Annotated in this window: 29 protein-coding genes and 1 pseudogene; 9 read left to right on the plus strand and 21 right to left on the minus strand. The window is 63.1% G+C overall.

Translation table 11 applies throughout. From position 1 onward, the window contains the following. Positions 1-22: 22 nt before the first annotated feature. The 9 genes from FVF75_RS12060 to FVF75_RS12100 all read right to left on the minus strand — a co-directional run bounded on the left by FVF75_RS12060 (position 23) and on the right by FVF75_RS12100 (position 8,069). Complete coding sequence (locus FVF75_RS12060) at positions 23-979, minus strand: ISKra4 family transposase (protein WP_148378265.1); 957 nt, start codon at positions 977-979, stop codon at positions 23-25. 458 nt (positions 980-1,437) lie between these two features. Beyond that, the gene (locus FVF75_RS12065) at positions 1,438-2,049 is read right to left on the minus strand and encodes a hypothetical protein (RefSeq protein ID WP_148378239.1); all 612 of its coding nucleotides are present in this window, start codon (positions 2,047-2,049) and stop codon (positions 1,438-1,440) included. Positions 2,050-2,096: 47 nt separating this feature from the next. Continuing rightward, a complete protein-coding gene (locus FVF75_RS12070; RefSeq protein ID WP_148378240.1) occupies positions 2,097-2,633 on the minus strand; it encodes a hypothetical protein in 537 nt (178 codons plus the stop codon). Between the two features lie 132 nt (positions 2,634-2,765). Next, positions 2,766-3,818, minus strand: a complete 1,053-nt coding sequence (locus FVF75_RS12075) for a hypothetical protein (RefSeq protein ID WP_148378241.1) — start codon at positions 3,816-3,818, stop codon at positions 2,766-2,768. Between the two features lie 79 nt (positions 3,819-3,897). Next, a complete protein-coding gene (locus FVF75_RS12080) occupies positions 3,898-4,998 on the minus strand; it encodes a hypothetical protein (RefSeq protein WP_148378242.1) in 1,101 nt (366 codons plus the stop codon). Positions 4,999-5,170: 172 nt separating this feature from the next. Beyond that, a complete protein-coding gene (locus FVF75_RS12085) occupies positions 5,171-5,728 on the minus strand; it encodes a tetratricopeptide repeat protein (RefSeq protein ID WP_187393058.1) in 558 nt (185 codons plus the stop codon). Then, positions 5,721-6,236 (minus strand): hypothetical protein, encoded by a 516-nt coding sequence (locus tag FVF75_RS12090; RefSeq protein WP_148378244.1) that lies wholly within the window; start codon positions 6,234-6,236, stop codon positions 5,721-5,723. The genes FVF75_RS12085 and FVF75_RS12090 overlap by 8 nt, the downstream gene beginning before the upstream one ends. 88 nt (positions 6,237-6,324) lie before the next feature. Further along, complete coding sequence (locus FVF75_RS12095) at positions 6,325-6,759, minus strand: hypothetical protein (protein WP_148378245.1); 435 nt, start codon at positions 6,757-6,759, stop codon at positions 6,325-6,327. Continuing rightward, a complete protein-coding gene (locus FVF75_RS12100) occupies positions 6,756-8,069 on the minus strand; it encodes a hypothetical protein (RefSeq protein ID WP_148378246.1) in 1,314 nt (437 codons plus the stop codon). The genes FVF75_RS12095 and FVF75_RS12100 overlap by 4 nt, the downstream gene beginning before the upstream one ends. Before the next feature lie 85 nt (positions 8,070-8,154). On the opposite strand from FVF75_RS12100, the gene FVF75_RS12105 reads away from it, so the two are divergent. The 4 genes from FVF75_RS12105 (at position 8,155) to FVF75_RS12120 (ending at position 10,209) form a co-directional block, all read left to right on the plus strand. Further along, entirely contained in the window at positions 8,155-8,679 is a 525-nt protein-coding gene (locus FVF75_RS12105; protein WP_148378247.1) for a hypothetical protein, read from the plus strand. Next, positions 8,676-9,164: a hypothetical protein gene (locus FVF75_RS12110; protein ID WP_148378248.1), complete on the plus strand. Its 489-nt coding sequence runs from the start codon at positions 8,676-8,678 to the stop codon at positions 9,162-9,164. Before FVF75_RS12105 ends, FVF75_RS12110 begins: the two co-directional genes overlap by 4 nt. A 33-nt stretch (positions 9,165-9,197) precedes the next feature. Next, positions 9,198-9,677 carry a hypothetical protein gene (locus FVF75_RS12115; RefSeq protein ID WP_148378249.1) on the plus strand — a complete coding sequence of 160 codons (480 nt, stop codon included), beginning with the start codon at positions 9,198-9,200 and terminating at the stop codon, positions 9,675-9,677. A gap of 103 nt (positions 9,678-9,780) precedes the next feature. Then, positions 9,781-10,209 carry a hypothetical protein gene (locus FVF75_RS12120; RefSeq protein ID WP_148378250.1) on the plus strand — a complete coding sequence of 143 codons (429 nt, stop codon included), beginning with the start codon at positions 9,781-9,783 and terminating at the stop codon, positions 10,207-10,209. Here FVF75_RS12120 and FVF75_RS12125 read toward each other — a convergent pair. The 7 genes from FVF75_RS12125 to FVF75_RS12145 form a co-directional block, all read right to left on the minus strand. Then, complete coding sequence (locus FVF75_RS12125; protein WP_148378251.1) at positions 10,187-11,404, minus strand: hypothetical protein; 1,218 nt, start codon at positions 11,402-11,404, stop codon at positions 10,187-10,189. The two genes, FVF75_RS12120 and FVF75_RS12125, sit on opposite strands and share 23 nt — an antisense overlap. 12 nt (positions 11,405-11,416) lie before the next feature. Beyond that, positions 11,417-11,587: a hypothetical protein gene (locus FVF75_RS17570; RefSeq protein WP_187393059.1), complete on the minus strand. Its 171-nt coding sequence runs from the start codon at positions 11,585-11,587 to the stop codon at positions 11,417-11,419. Positions 11,588-11,610: 23 nt separating this feature from the next. Continuing rightward, positions 11,611-12,321 (minus strand): tetratricopeptide repeat protein, encoded by a 711-nt coding sequence (locus FVF75_RS12130; RefSeq protein ID WP_187393060.1) that lies wholly within the window; start codon positions 12,319-12,321, stop codon positions 11,611-11,613. A gap of 50 nt (positions 12,322-12,371) precedes the next feature. Next, on the minus strand, positions 12,372-12,578 hold the full coding sequence (locus FVF75_RS17575; protein ID WP_187393061.1) for a hypothetical protein: 207 nt from the start codon (positions 12,576-12,578) through the stop codon (positions 12,372-12,374). 83 nt (positions 12,579-12,661) lie between these two features. Further along, positions 12,662-13,282 (minus strand): hypothetical protein, encoded by a 621-nt coding sequence (locus FVF75_RS12135; protein WP_148378253.1) that lies wholly within the window; start codon positions 13,280-13,282, stop codon positions 12,662-12,664. Next, entirely contained in the window at positions 13,279-13,659 is a 381-nt protein-coding gene (locus tag FVF75_RS12140; protein ID WP_148378254.1) for a hypothetical protein, read from the minus strand. The genes FVF75_RS12135 and FVF75_RS12140 overlap by 4 nt, the downstream gene beginning before the upstream one ends. A gap of 52 nt (positions 13,660-13,711) precedes the next feature. Next, positions 13,712-14,206, minus strand: a complete 495-nt coding sequence (locus tag FVF75_RS12145; RefSeq protein WP_148378255.1) for a hypothetical protein — start codon at positions 14,204-14,206, stop codon at positions 13,712-13,714. A 147-nt stretch (positions 14,207-14,353) separates the two neighbouring features. On the opposite strand from FVF75_RS12145, the gene FVF75_RS12150 reads away from it, so the two are divergent. Continuing rightward, a complete protein-coding gene (locus tag FVF75_RS12150) occupies positions 14,354-15,346 on the plus strand; it encodes a tetratricopeptide repeat protein (protein ID WP_187393062.1) in 993 nt (330 codons plus the stop codon). A gap of 163 nt (positions 15,347-15,509) precedes the next feature. On the opposite strand, the gene FVF75_RS12155 is transcribed toward FVF75_RS12150, so the two are convergent. From FVF75_RS12155 to FVF75_RS12165, 3 genes are all read right to left on the minus strand, one after another. Next, on the minus strand, positions 15,510-16,184 hold the full coding sequence (locus FVF75_RS12155) for a hypothetical protein (protein ID WP_148378257.1): 675 nt from the start codon (positions 16,182-16,184) through the stop codon (positions 15,510-15,512). Positions 16,185-16,388: 204 nt separating this feature from the next. Beyond that, positions 16,389-16,889, minus strand: a complete 501-nt coding sequence (locus FVF75_RS12160) for a hypothetical protein (protein WP_148378258.1) — start codon at positions 16,887-16,889, stop codon at positions 16,389-16,391. Positions 16,890-16,952: 63 nt separating this feature from the next. Beyond that, a complete protein-coding gene (locus FVF75_RS12165) occupies positions 16,953-17,228 on the minus strand; it encodes a hypothetical protein (protein ID WP_148378259.1) in 276 nt (91 codons plus the stop codon). Between the two features lie 194 nt (positions 17,229-17,422). On the opposite strand from FVF75_RS12165, the gene FVF75_RS12170 reads away from it, so the two are divergent. Together FVF75_RS12170 and FVF75_RS12175 are read left to right on the plus strand one after the other, a co-directional pair. Continuing rightward, positions 17,423-19,627: a sensor histidine kinase gene (locus FVF75_RS12170; RefSeq protein WP_148378260.1), complete on the plus strand. Its 2,205-nt coding sequence runs from the start codon at positions 17,423-17,425 to the stop codon at positions 19,625-19,627. Continuing rightward, complete coding sequence (locus FVF75_RS12175; RefSeq protein WP_148378261.1) at positions 19,624-20,283, plus strand: response regulator; 660 nt, start codon at positions 19,624-19,626, stop codon at positions 20,281-20,283. Before FVF75_RS12170 ends, FVF75_RS12175 begins: the two co-directional genes overlap by 4 nt. 115 nt (positions 20,284-20,398) lie before the next feature. Here the strand turns inward: FVF75_RS12175 and FVF75_RS12180 are convergent, their stop codons facing one another. Beyond that, entirely contained in the window at positions 20,399-20,866 is a 468-nt protein-coding gene (locus tag FVF75_RS12180; protein ID WP_246138077.1) for a GNAT family N-acetyltransferase, read from the minus strand. A 46-nt stretch (positions 20,867-20,912) separates the two neighbouring features. Beyond that, entirely contained in the window at positions 20,913-21,212 is a 300-nt protein-coding gene (locus tag FVF75_RS12185; RefSeq protein ID WP_039194720.1) for a type II toxin-antitoxin system TacA family antitoxin, read from the minus strand. A 302-nt stretch (positions 21,213-21,514) separates the two neighbouring features. On the opposite strand from FVF75_RS12185, the gene FVF75_RS12190 reads away from it, so the two are divergent. Next, positions 21,515-21,706, plus strand: a complete 192-nt coding sequence (locus FVF75_RS12190) for a hypothetical protein (protein WP_120443149.1) — start codon at positions 21,515-21,517, stop codon at positions 21,704-21,706. Between the two features lie 67 nt (positions 21,707-21,773). Then, positions 21,774-22,199: pseudogene (locus FVF75_RS12195) on the plus strand (ISKra4 family transposase); the annotation flags it as partial. Positions 22,200-22,221: the final 22 nt, after the last annotated feature.

The raw sequence follows: 22,221 nt of genomic DNA on the forward strand, positions 1-22,221 counted from the left end.
GGGAGTGGGCAAAACTTGGTGGTTAAGCGGCCCGCTTTGAGACGCCTAGCCTTCTGTCAAGGACAGCGGCCCGAGTGACGGCAACCCGTTGCGCGCCCCGCGGTGACCATCTCATGCGCCGCCGCTTGCCCATGCGGGTGTTGCCGATGTCATCAACACAGCCTTCTGCCCGGGACGACGAAACTGCGAGGCCATTCCGGTGTCGATGGCCGTAGTCTACGAGCGCGTCGAAGTTGTTCGCAAGGTAGGAATAGAGGTCCTGGCACCGGGCTTTGACCCGCTTGGCCGCTTCTCGTAATTCTCGGGTTTCGGCGTGCAGACGATCGCAATCGATCTGAAGAACCTTGAGGATTGTCGCGGCGGTCATCACTTTGCCGTGCCAAAGGTGCCAACGCAGTGTATCAGCAGGTCGCTCGAAGAGTAGCGGCAACCCTGAAAAGCCCTTCGATTGCAGAAGTCCCCGCACCGCATTTTCAATGTGCTTGACCCGCATCGAGATATGCCACCAGTCCAGTATGTGGGTGACGGGACCTCGAACGGCACGCCTCACCAAATTCGGCAGTGCAGGTTCGCCGTCTGAAATCACGGTCACTTTGCTCTGACCGTCCCAGCCCTGCGCGATCAGGTCATGTCGGAGCTGCTTTGCTGGAGAACCGGCGGCTTGCTGCACGAGACCAAACCGCCGGCTCATATTGGGGCTTTCAACCTTGCCGACTACAACATCGAGGTGCCGTTTCTGGTATTCAGGTCGACATCGTATGTGCGCACCATCCAGGAAAACGGTCAGTGGTGATGGCGGAGCGATTGTATCCGCGTCTCCTTGGCTTACGTTTTCGCGGCCTAAGGTCTTTGCGTCATTGAGGAGAAGGCCCAAACTCTCGGAACCAAACTCGTCCGGCGCACGGCGAAGTCGACCGATATTGCGCCTCTTGGTTTCTCCATCGTCAAACGTCGTCTCGACAAAAATGTTTACTTCCATGGTGGGTCCCGCCTTGTTCCGATACCTTACCCTACCACGTCGACCACCAGGTTTTGCCCACTCCCCGTCGAGCGTGAGGAAGCGCAGGGCGCTGAGGATGTCGGGATCGGTGACGCCATCGGCGTTGGCGCCAAAGGGCGGGCCGAGCAGGTCGCGCGGACCGCTATCCGCATAGGGGTCGGTGACGGGAAAGACAGTAATGCCGGAATAGCCCTGGGAGACGGAGAAGGTGAACCAGTAGTCGCGCTGCGGCGTGGTGAGCTTGAGATAAAGATCGGAGGCGATGGAGGCCATGTTGCGCGCCGGAACGAGCCCGATGCGCCAGACCTCCTCCGTATCGGGGGCGGTCATTTCATAGACGGCCCGCTCGGCCTCGCAGGTTGCGGGGCCAACCACCGGCGCCTGAGACATTGCAGGCAGGGGAAGAAGGCAGAGCGCCGCGGCGGTCAACAGCCTTGTCATTGTTCGAACTCCGCACGGTCGGGCAGCGAGGTCGAGAATTTGAGCATCAGCCCGGAAAATCCGGTCTGCGCGGCCACCTCGCTGCCTTGGGGGATGAACGTTAAGTAGGTGTCGAGTGTGCGCGGCAGGCGGGGCGACGGCCCCCAGACGGTGGTGACGATCAGCTCCGGATCGACCGCGTAGAACGGATCGCCACCATCGGTGGTGTGGGCGATGGTCTGGCCAAGCAGCCGCGTCACCGGCTCCGGGTCGATGGGCGCCATGGCCGCGAAATCGTAGAGATGGCAGCCCAGTGCATCGAGATATTCGGTCAGCAGGTAGCTGACGGCCAGAAGATGCGACCGCCCGCCGATCTCGCGGGTGAACCAGGCGCCGTCCGATCCTTGTGAAAAGTCAGGGTCTTCCGCGATTTCCTCGGCAAGCAGCGCCTCGGCGTGGGCGATGAAGCGGTCATAATCCGCATTCTCTCCGGGCACGACGTGTTGCCAGCCCAGTTTTTCGGCCAGCGCAACCTTGCCCTTGTAGCTCAGCCGCTCGGGGATGCAGGCCTCGCCGAAGGCGGCAACGAAGGCCTCGCCGTCGGGCGTTTCCGCTTGGGTGGGCGACATAAGGAGGGCGGCGAAAGCGACGGAAATGATCAAGCGGAATGTCGGTATCAATCGCCGCAATACTCCTCGATCCATTCGTCGCAGAGCGTCGTTCGTGCTTGATTGGCGTAGACCCGGTCCCCGGAGGCCGCCACTTCCCGAAGCATGGCAACGCCCGTCTCCGCCTGCTCAACAGTCGATCCGGCACCGTAGAGGTACATGCGTGCAAGGTAATACCGCATCCCCCAGTTGGTGACGGTGTCCGAACTGGCTGCGCGGTGCGCGATCTCGTAGGCGAGCTTGAAGGCTTTCTCATGCTCGGCCTCGTTTGCACCTTCATTGAAAAGGCGTGTCCGGAAGCGGTCGGCAATCATGACGAACAGGATGCGTGCATCAGCATCCTGCTGCATGTAGTCATCAGGATGACCGCGCCGGGCGAGGGGCTCGAGAATATCCAGCGCTTCGGCATGGTTTCCGGCATTTGCGGCTGCGATTGCGTCATCAACCGGACCAGCATAGGCGGGTGCCGCCACCAAGACCACCAGCGAGACAAATCCGGCGACACATAGGGCTTTGAGCCGCGTCGCAAAACCTGAATTCCGCATAACTATCCTCCCAATCCGCGAAAGAGTGCGGGCAGGCTAGAGGCGGGAAGCATCCCGCTCACCCCCCTGTTCAGGGGGGTCATTGCCCCAACCGGCCGGTTCTCAGAAAATCCTCGCCCACCAGCCGACAGGTCAGGGCGTGCGCGCCGCCAATTGGTCGATCTGGGACAGCAGGGTCTGTAACTGGGATAGCTGCTGCGCCGAAAGGTAAGGTGGAAAGAGTGGACGCGCAATTTGTCCCGAAGGTTGCGATTGGGCTGCGGCTCGCTCGCGCTCGGACTCTTCGTGATAGTAAATTCGTGCGTGTACACGCTCGCGGAGCGCCTGTAGCCTGTGCGGATCGGGTTGGGCTTGGTATAGGCCCAACATCGTCTCGATCATCAACATGGATTCTTCGTTGTAGCGATCGGCTTGAATGACTCGCTCCCAAGCGAGCGCCGTGTCGCAGGCATGATCGCCGGCGAGCCGTCTCGCTTCGATGCCGACAAGCACAGAATGGGCAAGGTAATGACCTGGGAAGCGGTCAAGCGCAAATTGCGCAGCCTCCTGGGCCTTACTCATATCGCCAGCCATGAAGTGAAGCTGAGCGATGAGCGCGTAGGGTTCAGGCCGGTCAGGTTCCGTCATGCTTAGGCTATCAGCACGCCCGATCGCTGCCTGAATGTTCCTGTCCTGGGCAAATTGCATCAGTATCGCGCCGGCTTCCGGAAGCGTCTCCTGGATATGTCGATTGCGCAATCCCAGTGGGTCGGCGGCGCCCGGTCCCCAGCGCTCGATCTCCTCATCCAGGCTCATCTCGAACATACTGGTGAGGCCGGGCATGAGCTGGAGATCGGCCCTCCGCCGGGAGAAGGCGGCGTCTACGCTAGGGACGGTCTGATCTGAAATCGCCTCGCTCTCCACCGCTCGCTCACGATCGAGACGATCCCACCAGCAGCGTGCTGCGAACAGCGCCGGCTGCGGTTCGGAAGTGCCGGCTTGCGCCGGGAGGGACATCAGGAGTTCCTGAACCAGGCGCACGGTCGAAACGACATCACCTGTGGCCGCCGCGGCCTTCAAGGCATCAAGTTCGGTCTGCGCGGGATTAGCGACGGCCACGGTCGGAGCCGACAGCAGAACGGCGATGGATGCGAACCCGGCAGTGAATGCGGTCCTGGTCCGAGCCGCAAAACCTGAAAACCGCATAACTATCCTCCCGATCCGTGAAAGTGCGCAGGCAGGCTAGAGGCGGGAAGCATCCCGCTCACCCCCCTGTTCAGGGGGTTCATTGCCCCAACCGGCCGGTTTTCAGAAAATCCTCGCCCACCAGCCGCCAGGTCAGGGCGTGGGCGCCGCCAAGCTCGGCCTCGGGCGGCAGGAAGAAGTGGCCAATCCCGCCCTTCTGGAAAATGCGTTGGGCGGCCGTGCCGCCGGTTCCCAGCGTGGACCAGCCCTCGGGGCGGTGGAAGAAAGTCAGCGCCGGGCGCATATGGCCTTCGACGCCGGGGCCGTAATAGAGCGCGATGTCGGCATTGGCGCCAAGATGTGCGTCGGTGGTGTGGACGGCGCAGTAGCTGACGGTCAGCCCGCCGGGATTGCCGGTGAGCTCGTATCCCGAAAGCGCCCAGCCGCGATCGTCGGTGCCGATATTGTAGGCGATCTCGCCGGCAAGCCGGTCGCGCACGTCATAGGGCCAGACATCTTCATGATGAGCGAGCAGCCGCATGCAGGCATTGCGCAGCGCCTCGGCCGGGTCGGGCGCCCACAGACGGCGCGGCGCGTCCGGCAGGGCGGTGCGCAGCAGATAGAGATCCTGCGCGGTGGAGGCAGTGTAGGCCTCGTCGGCGCCCATATTGGTGATGCGCGAGAGAACGCCGTCATCGACATTCCAGTAGACGAGCTGGTCGATCATCAGGGCGATGTTTTCCCGCGATGCGCCCAACACCTCCTGGACGCCGTATTGAGCAACAAGCTCCCCAAGGGAGTCCGCCACAACATAGGGCGCGTGAAAGCCCAGCGTGCCCCCCGGCTCGATGGTGCGGTCTATATAATCGCCCGTCGCGGGCCAGGACGAATGGCCTGAACCGCCGAGAAAGGCAAAGGCGCAGGCCGAATAGCAATACGAGCCGGTCTTCACCCAGGTGGCGATGGCGTTCTCGCGGAAGAAATGCGCGATCCGCAATCCTTCGACATAGTTGCCGCCCTCGCTGGTCAGGGTGATGACGGCGCAATTCCCGCCCGTATCGGGCAGCGTTTTGGGGTCGCAATCGACATACTGGCTGACCGCGGCGGCGATCCGCTCCAGATCGCCTTCAATGACCTCGCCTTCGTAGTGGAGATGCGGCACCGACTTGCCGGCCGAGAACTGCATGGACTGGATCGTCACCGTACCGGCAAGCGCCGGGGCGGCGGATAGAGACAAGACGGCGGAGACAAGGGCGAGAGCGGCGGGTCTGGAGACATGTTGCAGCATTGGCGGCGAACCTTCAGGCGTGGATGCGTTTGTCCGGAGGCTAAGGGCGAGCTACGCCACGCTCACCCCCCCGTTCAGGGGGGCGTCACTCTTCGCAGTAATCGGCGATCTCCGCGCACAGGACGTTTCGGGCGGCCACATGTCCCTGGGCCGCTGCCTGCCGCCAGAGGCCGTAGGCCCGGCCGAAATCGCGGAGCACCCCGCGGCCCTCATAGTAAAAATAGCCAAGGTGGTATTGTCCGTCCGCGTTTCCCGCTTCTGCGGCGCGGGCATACCATTCGGCCGCTGCGCCGTCGTCCTGCGCAAAATGATGCCCGTGAGCGTACATGCCACCCAACTGCACGTAGGACGGGACATGGCCTTGCCCGGCTGCCTGCATGTGCCAGAAGGCCCTTCGCTCGAGATTTTCCGGCACGCCCCACCACCCGCCCCAGAAGGACTCCGCCAGCCAGTATTGCGCTTCCGGATTCCCGGCCTCGGCCAATGGCGTCCAGATCGCGATGGCCGTGGCTGGATCGCCCTGTCGCGTGGCGGCGCGGCCGTCCTCGAAGCTCTGGGCGAATGCGGGGGCGGCGGAAAGAAGGGCTGAGAGCAGAACGGCGATGGTTAGAGCTGTTAAGGAGTGGAAGGAACGATCAGCCAAGGTCGAGCTCCTCCATGCAGGCGCGCAAGGTGGCGATTTCATTCGAGGCACCAGGCAACTGAGAGATCCGGAATGCAGTGGGCCTGCCGCCCAGAACTGCGACGGAAAAATCGCCGGGGGTGGCGAACTGGTCGATCATGGCGTTGAGATCAGCCACCGATGGTATTTCGATCATTGCGGTGTCGGCGTCGGTCGCTTCCTTGAGAAACGTTGCCCGTTGTGAATTGCCGCTAGGATAGCGGATCACGACGTCGGAACCGTCAGCGATGCCGACCAAGGAACTCGCCTTGATGATCAGATCGGAAGAGTGGTCGTAGACGCTGATCCCCACAGAACGATCGGGTCTTGGTGAGTAGAGGCCGCACACGATTTCGCCGTTGTTGAGCGTGTGCGGCCTTGGTGTAACCCGCCACTCCTGCGCCATTGCCGGGACAGCCGAGATTGCTGACATTGCCGCCGCAAGAGCGGCCAGGGCGCCGGCCTTGATAGTCAAAAACCGCATCGCCATCCTCCAATCCGTGAAATCGTGCCGGCACGTTATCGGCCGCCGGAACTGCACTCACCCCCCTGTTCAGGGGGGTAGGAGGCAGACGCGCCTATTCCCAGTCATGCCCGTAGAGACGAAGGCAGCGGACGATCTCGGCATCTGGTGCCTCGCCCTCGTCCTCTAGCGACGAGAGCACGGCCTGCCAGTCGGCGCGGGCATTGCGCCGGTCGATGGGCAGGTTGTCTGGCGCGAGGATCGCCCCGCTCATATCGACGACATTGCTGCTTTCGAGCAGGAACAGCGCGAAACTGGCGGTGTAGTCGATGCCCTTTTCAAGCAGCGGAAGCTGTTCGCTCTCCGGCTCGGCCTCAAGCGCCCGCTCCAGCACCGCGCTGCACAGGACGGTATCGTTATAGAGGTCGTAGGCGCCCCGGCCGGTCGTCTCGAAACAGGGCGAGAAGTCCTGAGCCATTGCCACCTGCGCGCTCATGGCCGCGAGAGCAAGCGCGAGGCAGGCGATGCGGTTGGATATGCTAAGTGTCATCGTCCCTCACTTTCGGCATTGGCCAGAATCACAGTGATCAGTTGGCGGGCGGTTTCGTCTTTCTCGCGCGCCAGCGCATCGCGCAGGATCGGCAACGCAGTCTCGCGCTCATGGCCGGCCAGCGCGCCCGCGACATAGACGCGCGTCCCCCATTGCGGGCTTTCGAGCCCGGCGGCGACATCCTCGATATAGCGCGCGGGAACGTGGGCGAGGATGCGCTGGAACAGCTCCTGGGTCCGGGCGATGTCGTCGCGGCTGTCCCCGTCCCAGTCCGGCAGTTCATCCCTTTCACGCGAGAGCGCGTCGAGCCTTTCGATCGCCGCCTCGATCTCCGCAACACCGCAAAGCTCCCCGATCCATTGCCCCCGATCTTCGGGCATCGGGGTCAATGGTGAAAGATCGTGCCGGGCATCGCGCATCAACATGTCGAGGGCGGAGATCTGCACGTTGAGCGGTCCGGGCCATTCGCGCCCAAGATCCCCGGCTATGGCGTAGCCTTCCCGAACCCAGGCACGTTCCGCCGCAACACTCGGGAAAATGGCGCCGAGCGGATTGTCCTCGCGATAGGTCGCCTGAAATTCATCGTCCCATGCGTCTATCCGCGCCACCAGCTCGGGGCTCAACGCCAGATCACCGGGAAGGAGCATGTTTCTGCGCTCGTCATCCCACAGGGGAGAACAGTGATACTCGGGGGCCAGCCTCAACCGTTCCGGAGGCAGCGAGACTTGGGCTTCCGCCTGCGGGGCAGGTGCGTGCGCCTCCGGGGCGGGTGCGTGCATCGGGGCAGCCCCCTCGCTCGGAGCGCGTAAGCCGCGCCGGAAAAACCATGAAACCGCAATTGCCGATGCGACGATGATCGCAAGCTCAACAAGGGCAGGCTCGAACCATATGCGCCACAGGCCAAGCCGGTCGAGCGCAACCACGAAGCCCAATGCCACGAGATAGATGAGGAAGGCGCGAACGGTGCTGCGCCGTCCCCGCCGCTCGTTGTGGTCCCGCGGCGGGAAGGCCCGGGCCGCCCAGAGGAGGTATGCGCCCTGAAGCGCCGCGTTGACCGCGAAGATCGGCAGCGTCCAGCGCGACATCGCCAACAGCGAGAGCCCGGAGGCAAAGGTCAGCGCAGCGCCGAGGGTCATGATCTGCGTGCGCCGGCGCTCCTTGCCGGCGTCACCGTCTCCGAGCATGGTGAGCAGCCCATCGGCCATGGCGTCCATGACAAGGGCACGCATGTGCACAACCCCGCCCGCCGCATAGAAAAGACCGGCGGTGAAGGCGATCAGGGTGACGATGCTTGCAAAGCTCTCCGACATGGCATGAGCGTATGGATGTCCGTCGATCCCACACCCCCCTGAACGGGGGGGTGCGGCCCTTCCAGCCGGCGTTCAATCTGCCAGCATGACAGATATTGGACAGGTCCAGGACAGCAAACCCAAACCCTCCGTCGGCCGCTTCGTCGGCATCGTCGCTGTGTTTGTGGCGCTCGGACCTCCCGTCGGAGCCTTGGCGGTTACGCTTCTCCTTGCCGGTTTGGGCCTCGGTTCGGGTCTCGCCGCCGACGGTTGGCTGGACCAGGGCCGTTTCGCCGTGGGGGTGATGCTACTCGGCATCGTGTTCGGCCTGCCGATTTCCTACATCGTCGGCACAGCCCCGGCGGCGCTGGTCGGACTTGCAATTGCTTCATGGGATGCACGCACGGGAAACATTTCACTCTACGTCGCGCTCGGAGCCGCCCTGGTGCTGGGCGTTCTGGCAGCGTTGCGGTCGGCAGGTCTCGTCTCCGCGTCGGAAGGTGAACGCGCCGCGCAGATCGCGATCCTGTTGTCCCACATGGCCGCAGCCGGGCTGTGCTGGCTCCTCGCGCGAGCGATCTTCGGTCGTCCAGCGGTGTCGAACACTTCCGAAATGGGGAAAAACCAATGAACACGCAAAGCCAAACCGTGGCGGGCCGGCCTCGGCCCGGTTCGCAATCCTGGGGGCGATTTGCCGGAATCGTCGCCATTTATGCCTTGCTTGGACCGCTGGTGGGCGCGATCGGCGTAACCGGGCTTTTCACCGTCTATGCCGTGGGCGTCGAAATCGCGATTGGCAATTTCGATGACATCGCCCGGCGGTTCGTGGGCGGCATGTTGGTCGGCACCATTGTCTCGGCGATCCTTGCCTACGCCTACGGGATCGTATCGGCGGCGGGCGTCGGGCTGGTCGTTGCGTTCCGGGACCGTCGCAAGGGCGGGATTTCATGGAGAACATCATTGGTTGCCGCGCTCGCATTCTGGCTGCTGATGTCGCTGGCAGCCACCGCCGTCGTGCCACCGCAAGGATTGGTGCAATGGATCGGAGCGCTGCTTGCCGCGCATGTGCTGGCGGCGGCTGTCTGCACCTGGATCGCGCGCCGGATCTTCCGGTAGCCGGACAATTCCGGCGACAGGCGAGAGGTAATCGTGGAAAAGGCCAAAGGCAGGCAGGACCGGCGCCACTGGGGCCGTTCGGTGGGAATTGTCGCATTTTTCGCCGCGACGGGTCCCTTGGCCGGTCTGGCGACCTTTCTGCTCTGGTTCGTCCTGCTTGGGATAGTCTCTGGAACGCCGGCATCGATCAGCGACTTGGCCGGGGGCGTATTGGAACTGCTGAAGATTGCCGTGATCGGCATGTTTTTCGGCGTGCCGAATGCCTATTCGATCGGCTTTCCGGCAGCCGCCGTGGTCGGCTTGGTCGCCGCGCTTTGGGAATGGCGGTTCAGGACAATCTCTTGGTTGGCGGCCGGTGGGGCAGCATTCGTCGTTTGGCTTGTCCCGCTACTTTACGCGGGTGACCGATTTGCAGCCGATGGAGTCACGCTGAGCCGAACAAGCGGGATGCTCCCCGCCTATATCGGCGCCACGATCCTCTGCACCTGGGCTGCGCGCCGGATATTCCGGTAGCGCCTGGCATTTCTGAAACCGGGAAAGGGAAGCAGTGGCGACTGAACCAATTCCAGGGCCGGATCAGTGGCATCAGCCTTCCTGGAAACGCTTTGCCGGCATCGTGGCGCTGTTCGCGCTCATGGGGCCGTTCATCGGGGCCATTATCCCGGTCATGCTCAGCTTGGGCGAATTGCCAGAACTGATGCAGATCGGATCCCCGCTCAAGGCGTTCGGCTTCATCCTCGCTTTCGGAGTGGTCATCGCTTATGTTCTCGGCGCCCCTCAGGCTCTGCTTACCGGCCTTGTCATGGGATTTTGGTATCGCCGCACCGGCGCGATTTCCCTGTGGGGCGCTGCGCTTTGCGCCCTCGCGGCGCTCGGCTTGCGGCTGGGTATCGTGGGTCTGCCGCATTTCGGGGGACGGGAACCACTATCGCTCGACACGGACGGTTATCTCTGGTTGGTACTGGGCCACCTGATGGCTGCGCTGGCCTGCGCCTGGCTCGCGCGGCGGCTGTTCGTGCCGGTCAGGTCGTCAGGCGATAGATGAGGTAAAGTGTTGTACCGAGCAACACTGCGCCCGCCATCATGATGATGGTGATATTGCGATCCCTTTGCGCTTGTTGCTTGTATTGCAGCGCCAGGGGCGGAAGTTCTGTCCGATGGCCCCGGCGGGCGTTCTTCTCGGGGATGCCCTCGGCGATAAAGATTTCGGCATCACGGACCAGCCCCTCGACCCAGCCCCAGACGCTGATCGAGACCTGTGTGACCTTTCCCATGTCCGTATCGAACAGAAAGACCGGGGAATCCCCGCGAGGGGGGCGGTGGGCGCGGCTGTCTTGCAGGATGAACCAGGGCGACATGCCATAGCGCGCGCCGATGAAGGTGGCGTCGTCGGGGATGGGGTCGCCACCCTCCGCCTCCCATTCCGCGCGCCTTTCGCGTCCCATGCGGTTCACCTCGGGCAACTGATCGGCGTAGATCTGGAGTTCGCGGTCGTCCACCAGCCGGCCGGCCCGAAGGCCGATCAGGGAAAGCACATCGCAGTAGCTGCGCGGCAACGCGCCGGTCGTGAACTCGAACTGACGGATTTCCTCGTCGCTCAAGCCTGCAATGTCCTCAGGCCCGGCGATGCCGTGTTCGATCAGCGTCTGTCGCAGATTGTCCGCACCGAGCGTGATCGCGGCGCGGCGAGCGGCGAGCGTTGGCGCGCAGATCCGTTCGGGCCATTGACGCAGGGGCAGTGTTACGCCGTCCGGCACCATGCCGAGTTTGTCCCACAGAAAGCCGCTTCTGTCGTAATCGGTCCAGGCCTGACCCATGGATATCTCGACGTGATCGTGCGGTACGCCGAGATCGAGCACATAGACAATCCTCAATCCGGCTCCCAGAGCGCTTGGTTCGGTCCTGGCCCATAGCGGCGATTGCAGCCAGAGGCAGAAGGGATCGTAGGGTAGTATCTCGATACCGAAAGCGCGTTGGCAATAGTCTTGCCAATCCTCGCCCGGCAGCGCCGCGATTCCGGCGAGCGGACCATATGCCAGTGGCGGCATGGTGGCAGGAGGATGAGCGGCAACGCCCTCGGGCGTCGGCTCGAAATCCAGCATATAGGCGCGATCGAACAGCAGCCCGCCAGCGGCGTCGATCTTCCCAGCATTGACGACCAGATAGCGCGCCAGCGTCAGCAGATCGTCGTACTGCTCAACGGTGTACTCATAGAAATGATGCTCGTAGCGATCGCTCACCCCTGCCACCGCTCAAAAGCCGCCCTCGACGGTCCCATCGGACGGTGGAGCGCCGCACTCGGCCCCGCATTCCCTTGCGATATGGTTCTGGTAGACGTCGCGTAAGGCCAGCAGTGCGACTCCTGCCAACAGGACGCCCAGCACGACAAGAGCGGCCAGGGCGATCTTTCTGGGCAAGGTCATGGCAGGTTTCTCCTTTTTGCGTGTCACGGCCGTGCGGTCATCTCGGCCAGAGCCTGGCGGGCGCCGATATGCTCCGGGTTCTCCTCAAGCACGCGCCGGAAATCGGCGATGGCGCCCGCCGCGTCGCCGAGCTCCTGGCGGGTTCGGGCGCGCAGAAGATAGCCTGTCCAATCCGCGCCGAGCGCGATCGCCCGGTCGAGATCGGCGAGCGCCTCTTCGTGTCGGTCCAGCCTTTGCAGGGCCTCGGCCAGGCCGAGCAATGCCGGCGCATGGTCGGGATTGAGCGCGAGCGCGCGGGAATAGGCGCTGATGGCGCCGGGGAAATTCTCGCTCGAATACTGCAATTCCTCGCCATGCATATGCGCTGCAATGACCATGCGCTCGCGTGTCTGCCGATCGGGGTCGAGCCCGTATTCGAGCGCCATCTCGAAGTGAAAATCGGCCATCCTATGATCGCCCTGTTCGAACCAGATGTGCCCCAATTCCGCGTCGCGCGACACGCCGGGCCACAGGCCCGTCAGCAGAGCGAGGGCCGCATCGTATTCGCCGCGCGCGCGCAGGATGCGCGACGCTTCGACCGCGCCCAACGCCTTTTCCTCCTCGGTGCCGGACATGATCGAGCAGATATGGAGCCTGGCGTCCTCGTCCCGATCGGCGAGGCAGTCCCGCAGCGTGAAGGGAACCTGGGCATGCGCGGGCGCCGCGACGATAGCGGCGAAGACGATGCTGAACATGATCGACCGCATGGGTGCCCTTGGGCCAGCGCCCCGATACCCGCGCTTTGTCAATTGAAGCATGTCTGATGCGTGCTCGATGTCTGGTAGCATCTGCGGGGCTCATAGGTGCGAACAGACGTGGACGAGCCGTAGGACGTACCACTCGCCCAGACGCCCGGACCGCCGGAGTTGAAATGGGCCATGTCCTCGGCGCTGCAGGCGGCCATGAGCGCGGTCACGGTCAGGGCCAGGGCAATCTTGAGCGGATGTTTCATTGGAGTTTTCCTCTGGATGGTTGTCGATGGCATCTTGTCGGGGAATGCGCGGTCGGTTCTCCCCCTGTTCAGGAGGGGACGGATCACCAATCCACACGGTCGGGAGGAGGGGCGGCGTTGTGCAGGGTTTCGGGGTCGAGCGGCTTTGGGCCGCCGGAACGGATGATCGGCCAGAGCATGGGCAGATAGATCGCAGCGAGGGCCATGAAGCAGGCGGCGGCAGGCTCGAATCTGGCATGCACGACCATCAGCGCGGCGCCGCCGATGACGATGGCGACGGCGAGCGCGGCCACGATGCAGGTGACGAGCCATTCGCCCCGGCCTGGTCCGGTTTGGATCACGGCGTCGGGGTTGGCATTCTTGAGCCGCCGCGCCAGGGTGAAGGTCAGGCCCCGGAAGCTCGCATCACGCCTTTGGAGCCGACCCCAGTTGGGGCGCTCTTGCCTCGTCCAGCGCGGCCAGTAGATGTCCGAGAGCTTATGGACCCGGCCCGCGCTCTCGACCAGCACGCAACGCGCCGCCGCGCCGGTCCCTTCGGCGAGGTTAAGGCGCATGGAGGCGATATCTGCGAGCGCCACATGACCTTCGTCGGAACCGATCCGCCAATGCAGTAGGCCGCCGTCCAGCCAGTAGGCCCGTTGCCGGTGAAACGGACCGGGGCGGAAGACATGGCCATGCTGGCTCAATTCGCGGGCATTGGTCATTGGCTACCCTCGGGGAGCTCCAGCCACTCAAAGCCATAGGCCGCTTCGCATTCCTGATGACGTATCAAAAAGGCGAGGGCGCCTTCCTCTCCCCCCTTTGCAAGCGTCTCCTCAAGCACCGTGTCCACCACTTCAAAGGTGGCGGCGTTGAACTGATCGTCGCTGAAAGTCGCCAAATCCGTGTGATCGGCTCGGATCTTGTCGTAGATCACAGACAGCCGCCGCTCGATTTCGGGTTGGTGCCCGGGATAGATGGTGCCAAATACCAAAGTTGTCGCGGCGCAGTCCACGTGTTGGTCAAGGCTCTGCGCATGGGCTGCACCTGCGCCAAGACCGGTGACGATCGCGACCAATGCGATGAAGCGGCAGGGTATCATGTTGTTCTCCTGTAGCATTTCGGGTGTCGGACGCCGCCGACCTGGTTTGCCGTCATGGCAGGAACCTTGTGGCGATCATGTCCGAGCAGGACTCCGATGCCGGCCCGGCCAGAGGTCTGCCGGTGATCTGCCACAGCCCGTCATCGCGCCGGGTCAACTGACCGCGGAAATTGGCAGAACCGTATCCCTCGGGCTCCAGCAGCCACTCTTCGTGCTGGAACTGGAGATGACCGGCAGTGTTGGCACCGCGCGGCTCTGTCAGGAGAACCCCTGAGATCGTGAAGCTGCCCGCAACGCCCGCAAACGCGCCATTCGCGCCAGCGAGAACGGGAACGATGCCCAGGGTGCCATCGATACGCAACTCCGTTCGTCCCTCGATCTCGCTGACCGCGATATCGAGCACGACGCCGTGTTCGCCGTCCTGGCACAGATAGCTCCCCGCATAGATGCCGCCGATTCCCTCGCCCGTGGCGGGGATCTGAGCGGAAGCCGGAAAGCCGAGCATGGCGGACATGACAAGGGTGAGAATAGCGGGTTTCGTTTTCATGGGGTCCTCCTGTTGCTTCAGGATCGGACAGTGCCTGCATCCCTGCACCCCCCTGTTCAGGGGGGTATGGCCCGCATCTCCGCCGTGTATCGTCGATGCTGCAACAGATGCATGTGGAGGATCAAAATGTTCGGAAACAGGCAGCGCATGCTGGTCATCATGGCGGTGCTTTCAGCCTCGGCGGCACATTCGGTCTCGCTCCCTGCATCGGCGCAGACCTTGGAGGAGGGCATCGCGCTGCGTGCCGAAGGTCGCCATGACCGATCCTTCCGGGTTTTTCACCACCTCGCCGAGCAAGGCATTGCCGAAGCGCAAATTGAACTCGGGACACATTACTGGAGGGGGTGGGGCGTGGAGCGCGACGATGCGGAGGCATTCCGCTGGTTCTCTCTTGCCGCCGATCAGGGCAATGCCGATGCCCAGTATGAAGTAGCCTACGCCTATTGGGACGGTATCGGCGTTGCGCAGGACCGGCAGGAAGGTTTGCGCAGGTTCCGGCTCCTTGGTGAACAGGGCCACGTCAATGCGCAGGCCGCGCTGGGTGACTTCTACCGCGATGGCAATGGTATCGAAGCCAGCCCCGAAGAGGCCATCCGCTGGTATTCTCTGGCCGCGGCGCAGGGCGACGATTGGGCACGCCAGGAACTCGCCAAGCTTACGGGAGCCTTCGACCCAGCCGGGCCGGTCTGCGCGGACCTCTACAACACGATTGCGACTTCTCAGGCCCTCGCTGCGAATATGGTGGCCATGACCGCCTCGGCCGACGCGACTGCCGCCGGAGCCATAGCTTCGACCTTCGGAGACACGGGAATCGACTACAACGACCGGGCATGGCGCGACCAAGGTCCATTCTGGGCCTTTTCCAATGCGCGTCTCATCGACTTTGCCGCACGGCGAGACGCTCTGCGCGAGCGCGCGCCCAACGAACTGGCCTTCGACATTGAAATGACGGGGATACCCGGGGGACCGCGGTTTCCAATGCCGACAAGTGCCGAAGTTGGATTCGGCGTCGGCCGGGTTGCGCATGATGCGCCCCCGCCGCCGCGCGCCGAAACTCCGCCCTATGGCCAGAAGATCACCGCCTGCGACGAAGCCCACGGGTTTACGCCCGTCTTTGCGTACGGCGCAGAACCGGACTGAAGCAGGGCAGGTTAATCCATCTGCATCTCCGCTTCGAGGGGTATCAATCCCGCCAGGGTGTCGGGGCAAGGCGTAGCGGGCGTCGCAGGCGTCAATGCCGGCAAGCAAGGCGTCAATGCCGCGCCGTGCGTGCGCTCGCTTGCGAAAGCCTTGTTGCGCGCGCCTACTGTCCGCCGGCCTGGGCAAAGCCATACTTTGCCTCGCAGGCATTGATGTCGTTGAACAGCGCCTCGCCCGATTCCTGATCTTGCTGAATCTGCTCGCCGCGTGTCCTTGCCAGCCCGTTCACCTGCGGGCCAAGACTGTTGGGGTCCAGTTCGGGATTGGCGGTCAGGTGAAGCCGGAGCGCATATTCCGCGCGCTGCATCGCGTTCTGAGCCTGCACCTGATCCTGATCAACATCATGCCGGATCGCGGCAATGAGCCGGTAAGCAACCGCGCAGTCGAAGTCGGTTATCTGAGGAACGGAGGGGGTTTGAGGTATGCCCGGTCTCGAATCGATCAATTCGGTGATTGGGCTGAACCCGAATGTCCGGTCACATTCGGCCAGTCCGTCTACTATCCATTCGGCAGGTATTATGTCGGATACATCTCCGAGCATGGCCATGAGCCAGATGTTTTCATGATCGAGATCGAAACGATCTCTCAATGCCATTTGCCGCTCCAGGAAACTGGAATCCGCCGAAGCACCCTTTGCATATTCGATGGCACAGTTCAGAGCGTATTGAGCATCGTTCGATCGGTCCTCGTTCTCCGCCCGTGCCTCACCCGGCGCAGCCAGCGCCAGCACGGTCAGCGCCGCCGCCAGACCCGCCAATCCAGTCCGCATCATCGCCATATCCGTTCCTCCGCCGGAGATCTCTGCTTGTGCGCAGGATCGGGCACGCACGGCTTTGGCGCACCCCCCTGTTCGGGGGGTATCAATCCAGCCGGGGATATCAATGTCGCGGTAGTCGTCGCAGGCGTGAATGCCGGCGAGCCGGGCTCGGTGTCGCGTCGCCTCAGCGTCCGTTCGCGCTGCCAAAAGTCTTGTTCCCCGCGCCTACTGTCCGCCGGCTTGTCCAAAGCCGTATTTCGCCTCGCAGGCGACAATATCCCGCTGAAAACTCAGCGCCTCCACCGCCCGGCGCTGCAGCCTCTCCGTGAAGGCGGCTTCGTCGGGGTTCTGTCCCTCGGCGATCATCTCCTTCCGAAACTCCTCCAGATCGCGGGACTCCTGCATGATACGCTCGTAGCGGGCGTTGCCTGCAGCCTGCACCTGCCCGATAATCTCTTCCACCGATAAGCCTGCGTTTTCCGCTTGATAGCGCCCGAGTGCGAATTGCGCGCGTTCCCCGGCAGCGGCCTGGTCCATCGGATACATGGCACCGCGAAGCCAATAAGCGACAGCGCAGTCGAAATCGCTGAGCATGGGTGCAAGCGCGATCACTGGCGCAAAGCCGAACGTCCGGTCGCAGTCGGCGAGGGTTGAAATGGCACTTTCCTGCAGGTCGGCGTCCCCGCAATCGATATCCCTCTGAAGAGGGATCTCCGGGAAAAGCATGATATCCCGCTCGTCTCCCGCCAGTAGGAAGTCGCCTTGCCCCTTACAAAATTGTTGAGTTCTTCAACAAAGGTCAACGACCCGGTACAACGCCCATATCGGCGGCATCAGCTCGTGCGCGCGAATCAATTGCCACGCCCGATCCCGCAAATCGATGGTGTCGTATCCGGCAATGATCCGGCTCGCGTCAGTGGAATGAAGCACTTGTAGGTAGCGCACGGCACAGCGCATGGCTTCCTCCCTGGTTTCATTCGCCCGCGCCTCACCCGGCGCGGCCAGCGCCAGCGCGGTCAGCATCGCCGCCGCCAGACCCGCCAATCCGGTCCGCATCATCGTCATATCCGTTTCCTCCGCCGGCGATCTCTGTCTCTGCCACAGGATTAGGTCTGTGCGCGCGTGACGCCCCCCCCTGAACAGGGGGGTTATGGCAAAGAGAGGCGGCAATAGGTTAGGTAGGAGCTGAACGGTTGAACCCAATCTGCTTCCTTCAGCCACTTGAACCTTGACCCGCTTTGCCTCGCCACAGGAGACACATGCTCTTGTTTTCCCGTTTCGCCCCCAACGTCCTGTTGTCCGCCGCTGTCGCGCTCAGCGTCATTCTGGCGGCGGTGATGCTGGGCCTGGCGATGGATCAGCGCTGGCTGGGGCTCAAGCTCGAGGCTCAACCCAGGCTCGCCATTCCGGCCAGCTTCGAGGGATTGTGGATCGACGCGATAGAGCATGACAGCCCGGCGGCCGAGCAGCCGGGCGCGGGGATTCCGGCCTCCGTCGCATCGCTGGTGAGCATTGGCGGACCCGATCAAAGAAGTATCCAACTGACGCCTCAGGACCTCATGGAGGAGCCGGATGCGCTCGAGACCTATGCCGGCATGCGCGCCTTCTTTGCCCGGCAGGATGAGATTGCCGGGATTCTGCGCAGCATTGGCGGGGTCGAGCTTGGGGTCGCGTTTTTGGGCGAGACACAAACCTATTCAGTCTCTCCCAAGCACCAGCGCCCGGTCACCTCTTTGCCACCTTCCTTCTGGATGCAGATTGGGGTGGGGCTGGCGGGTTTCTGGCTCGGGGCGTGGATATGGTCGCTGAGGCGGGGCGAATGGGCGACACGCTTCCTGCTGCTTGCGGGGGCAGGCTTGATGATTTCGGCCTTTCCGGCCGCCGTCTATTCCACCCGGGAGCTGGCGCTTCCGGGCAGGCTGTTTAGTGTTCTTTCAACTTTCAACCACATTGGGGCGCTTACATTCGGTGTGGGCATGATCGGGCTGTTTCTCGTCTATCCCCGAAGGTTGGTGTCACCCAATTGGCTTGCTTTTCCTGCCGTTATTCTCGGCGCGTGGCAGGTCGTGGATATCCTGCAACTGGCGGACGGGCCAGGCTTGGGTTTCCATCTGGCGGTCGTGCTCGCCATGCTGGCCATCGTCGTTCTGGTCGCCATCCAGTTCAAGGTCACGCGCGGGCACCCGCGCGACCGTGCGGCGCTCGCCTGGCTCGGGCTGGCGGTGGTCGTCGGCGCGGGCGCTTTCGTCGCTACGGTCATCGCGCCGAATGTTCTGGGCATCGGCGCCTTCGTCTCGCAGGGCGAGGCGTTCCTGTTCTTCCTGCTGGTCTATGTGGGGGTTGCGCTCGGGGTCGCCCGGTATCGGCTGTTCCAGCTCGACGAATGGGCCTTCCGCATTCTCTTTTATGTTGTCGGCGTGCTTCTGCTTCTTGTGCTCGATGCCATCCTGATCGTCACCATCGTCGATGAACGCGCACCAGCCTTCGCGCTGTCGCTGCTGATCGTGGCTCTGGCCTGGCTGCCCCTGCGCGACATGCTGGCCCGCCTCGTGTTGCGTCGCGCCGAGCTGTCGCGCGGAAATCTGTTCCGTCAGGTTATGGACGTGGCGCTCACCCCGCCGGGCCGCGACCAGCAGGCGCGCTGGCGTGCGCTTCTGGAAAATGCCTTCCGCCCCCTCTCGGTTACAGCCGCTGCGGATGTGCAAGACCCTGCGCTGATCGATGACGGTCTGGCGCTTGCCGTGCCGGGCGCCGGCGGTCTGCCGGGCTATCGGCTGGATTATGCGGACGGAGGACGAAAGCTGTTCTCGCTGCGCGATGCGGAATTGGCGGTCGAACTCACCACCATGCTCGCCAATGCGCTGGAAAGCCGGGAAGCCTATGAAAAGGGCGTCGCCGAGGAGCGCGAGCGCATCGCCCGCGACATCCACGACAATATCGGCGTGCAGCTGATGGGCGCGCTGCACAGCCGGGGGCTGGCGCGCAAGGACATGATGATCCGCGAGACGCTGACGGACTTGCGCGACATCATCAACAACGCCTCCAATCCCGACCTCTCCTTTGACGAGATGCTGGCCGATCTGCGCTCGCAGATCTCCGAACATCTGTTCGCCGCTGGCGTGAAGATGAAATGGGAGGTGGAGAGTGCCGGACCCGCGATCCTGCCGCTGGCGGCCGCGCATACGGTGCGCTCGGTCGTCCGCGAGGCGGTGCAGAATGCGCTCAAGCATGGACAGCCAAAATCGATCCGCGTCACCGTTCGTCTCGATGAAGACGCCATAGCCTTGACCGTGGCCGACGATGGCAGCGGTTTCGATCCCTCAAGCGTCCAGACCGGCAACGGGCTTGCCAATATGCAGGCGCGAGTGACAAGTCTGGGTGGCCGGTTCAACGTCGCCAGCGGAGTAGAGGGCACCCGTATCGAGGCGCGGTTCCCCGTTGATATTGTACGGATTACGCAATGACGAAGATACTCATCGTCGAGGACTTGAGCGAAACCCGCCGCTGGCTGAGCGAGATCGTCAGCGCGGCTTTCGAGGAGTCCGAGATTCACGAAGCAGCGAGCATGCGCGCCGGCATCGCGCAGGCGGCGGCGCGCGACTACGACGTCGCGCTGATCGATCTCGGCCTGCCGGACGGGTCCGGCCTCGACGTATTGCGCAATCTGCGTCTCCTGCGCCCCCAGACTGTCTGTGTCGTCACAACGGTAATGGGCGACGACGCCTCGATCGTGGGCGCGCTTTCGGCAGGCGCGCAGGGTTATCTGCTCAAGGAGCAACCCCAGGATCTGCTGGTCCGGCAGCTCAAGCAGATGGCTGAGGGCATCCCCGCGCTCTCACCCTCGGTCGCGCGCCGGATCATGGAGCATTTCAAGAGAACTGGCCCGGCCGCGCCTGAAGACGATCTGACGGGACGCGAGCGCGAGGTGCTTGGCCTGATAGGCCGCGGCCTGCGCAATGGCGAGGTGGCCGAATCGTTGGGCATCTCGGAAAACACGGTGGCGGGCTATATCAAGGACATCTACCGCAAGCTCGGTATTTCCTCGCGCGCCGAAGCCTCCTGGCACGCGGCAAGGCTGGGCCTCGGAGAAGCGCCCGCCTCAGGCAAGAAGGGCAAATAACGTCCGGTTCCGGATTCTACGCGCTTTTTTGGATTGGCGCGCTTGATCCCGCCTTTCTTCAGGGGTGAAGACGAATTTGAATGGCGGATCGCTACGGTTGGAGCCAGCCAACCGTTCAGCCGGCAGCCTCGCCGAGCGACGCTGCGATGTCGCTGATCGAGCGAAGCAGAACCAGGGGATCATCCCTGGACGGCTCAAAGCCGCGCCGCCTCCAGAACTCGGCCGCCTCCCCGTCGACGGCGTTGACCATTAAGGCCCGCCCGCCGATCAGCGACGCGGCCTGAACACAGTGCTGGAGGGCGTGTTTCACAAGGCCGGTGCCAATACCCAACCCTGCCCATGCTGTGTCGGTTGCGAGCTGGCCGAGCAGCATACAGGGGACCGGGTTGGGCGGCTGGCCTGTCCGAATCGAACGCGGCAAAACCGAAGGCACCACACCGGTGGGCGCGAGGCCGTAGAAGCCGACCACGCGCCCAGCCTCATGCACGACGAGAACGGCGGTGAAGCCCTTCTGCTGATTGGAGAGGGCGCGCGTCTTCAGCCAGTGGTCAAGCGTAGGCTTGCCACAGGCGAACTCGGACACATCGTGTTCGGCGGAGAGCGGTTCAGGACCCGAAAGCAGCAAGAGCTTACCGCTTCGCCACGTAGCCGGGCTCCCATGGCGCGGGCCGCTTCAGAACTTCTACCATCTCCGGAACGGGAGCGGCCGGACGCGCCAGCACATCCATGAACTCGGCGAAGCCCTCCGGGCTCATCCGGATCAGGCCCTGCTCCATGACGACCTCCTCGGCCGCGCGCACAGCGGCGTCGCGCACGAAATCGGTGCGCGAGCGGCCGCGCAAACTGGCGGCGCGATCGATCATTGCGACATCCGCCTCGGGCAGGCGCATCGAGATCGGGTATTCCTTGCGTTCGGCGGTCGTGGCCATGGCGAATCTCCTTGGTCGGCATATAGCGCCTTGTATCGCGAATTACAATACGATAAGGTTGCGCCCACAGTCAATGACCTCATGAGGACAGGCGACGAGGCCAATGATGACCGGGCCAGCGAGGGATTCCGACAGGTTATTTTGCTACGCCATGGCTCGCCAGGACACGCTGGGTTACGCGATAGCATGCTTCCCCACGCCATTTACCGCCGAATATTCGCCTTCAATTTCCGTTGCTTATGCTTCCCTCGGGGCGAATGCTGCAAGCTATGACCTTGCGAGCCCCAGGAAACCCGGCAAAGATGACAGGAGGAGAGCGCGAAGCACTGCTCGAATCCTTGCTGCTGGACGCGCCGGAGCTGACGTTTACGCCGCGTGGCAATCCCGACCCTCGCCTTCTGCGTCTGGTCGGCATCCTGGCGAGACAGGCGGCGCAGGAGTGCTATGCAGAGGAAGTGAAGATGTCACGGCAAAGGAGGAAGCGCTCCTCCTGATACGGATGGGAGCCATGGTTTGAAAGTCTCAATCTACGCCCGCTATTCTTCCGACAATCAACGCGACACGAAGGGCTTTTCAGGGTTGCCGCTACTCTTCGAGCGACCTGCTGATACACTGCGTTGGCACCTTTGGCACGGCAAAGTGATGACCGCCGCGACAATCCTCAAGGTTCTTCAGATCGATTGCGATCGTCTGCACGCCGAAACCCGAGAATTACGAGAAGCGGCCAAGCGGGTCAAAGCCCGGTGCCAGGACCTCTATTCCTACCTTGCGAACAACTTCGACGCGCTCGTAGACTACGGCCATCGACACCGGAATGGCCTCGCAGTTTCGTCGTCCCGGGCAGAAGGCTGTGTTGATGACATCGGCAACACCCGCATGGGCAAGCGGCGGCGCATGAGATGGTCACCGCGGGGCGCGCAACGGGTTGCCGTCACTCGGGCCGCTGTCCTTGACAGAAGGCTAGGCGTCTCAAAGCGGGCCGCTTAACCACCAAGTTTTGCCCACTCCC

The sequence above is a fragment of the Maritimibacter fusiformis genome (genome assembly GCF_008086115.1).
GTDB classification, from domain to species: Bacteria; Pseudomonadota; Alphaproteobacteria; order Rhodobacterales; family Rhodobacteraceae; genus Muriiphilus; species Muriiphilus fusiformis.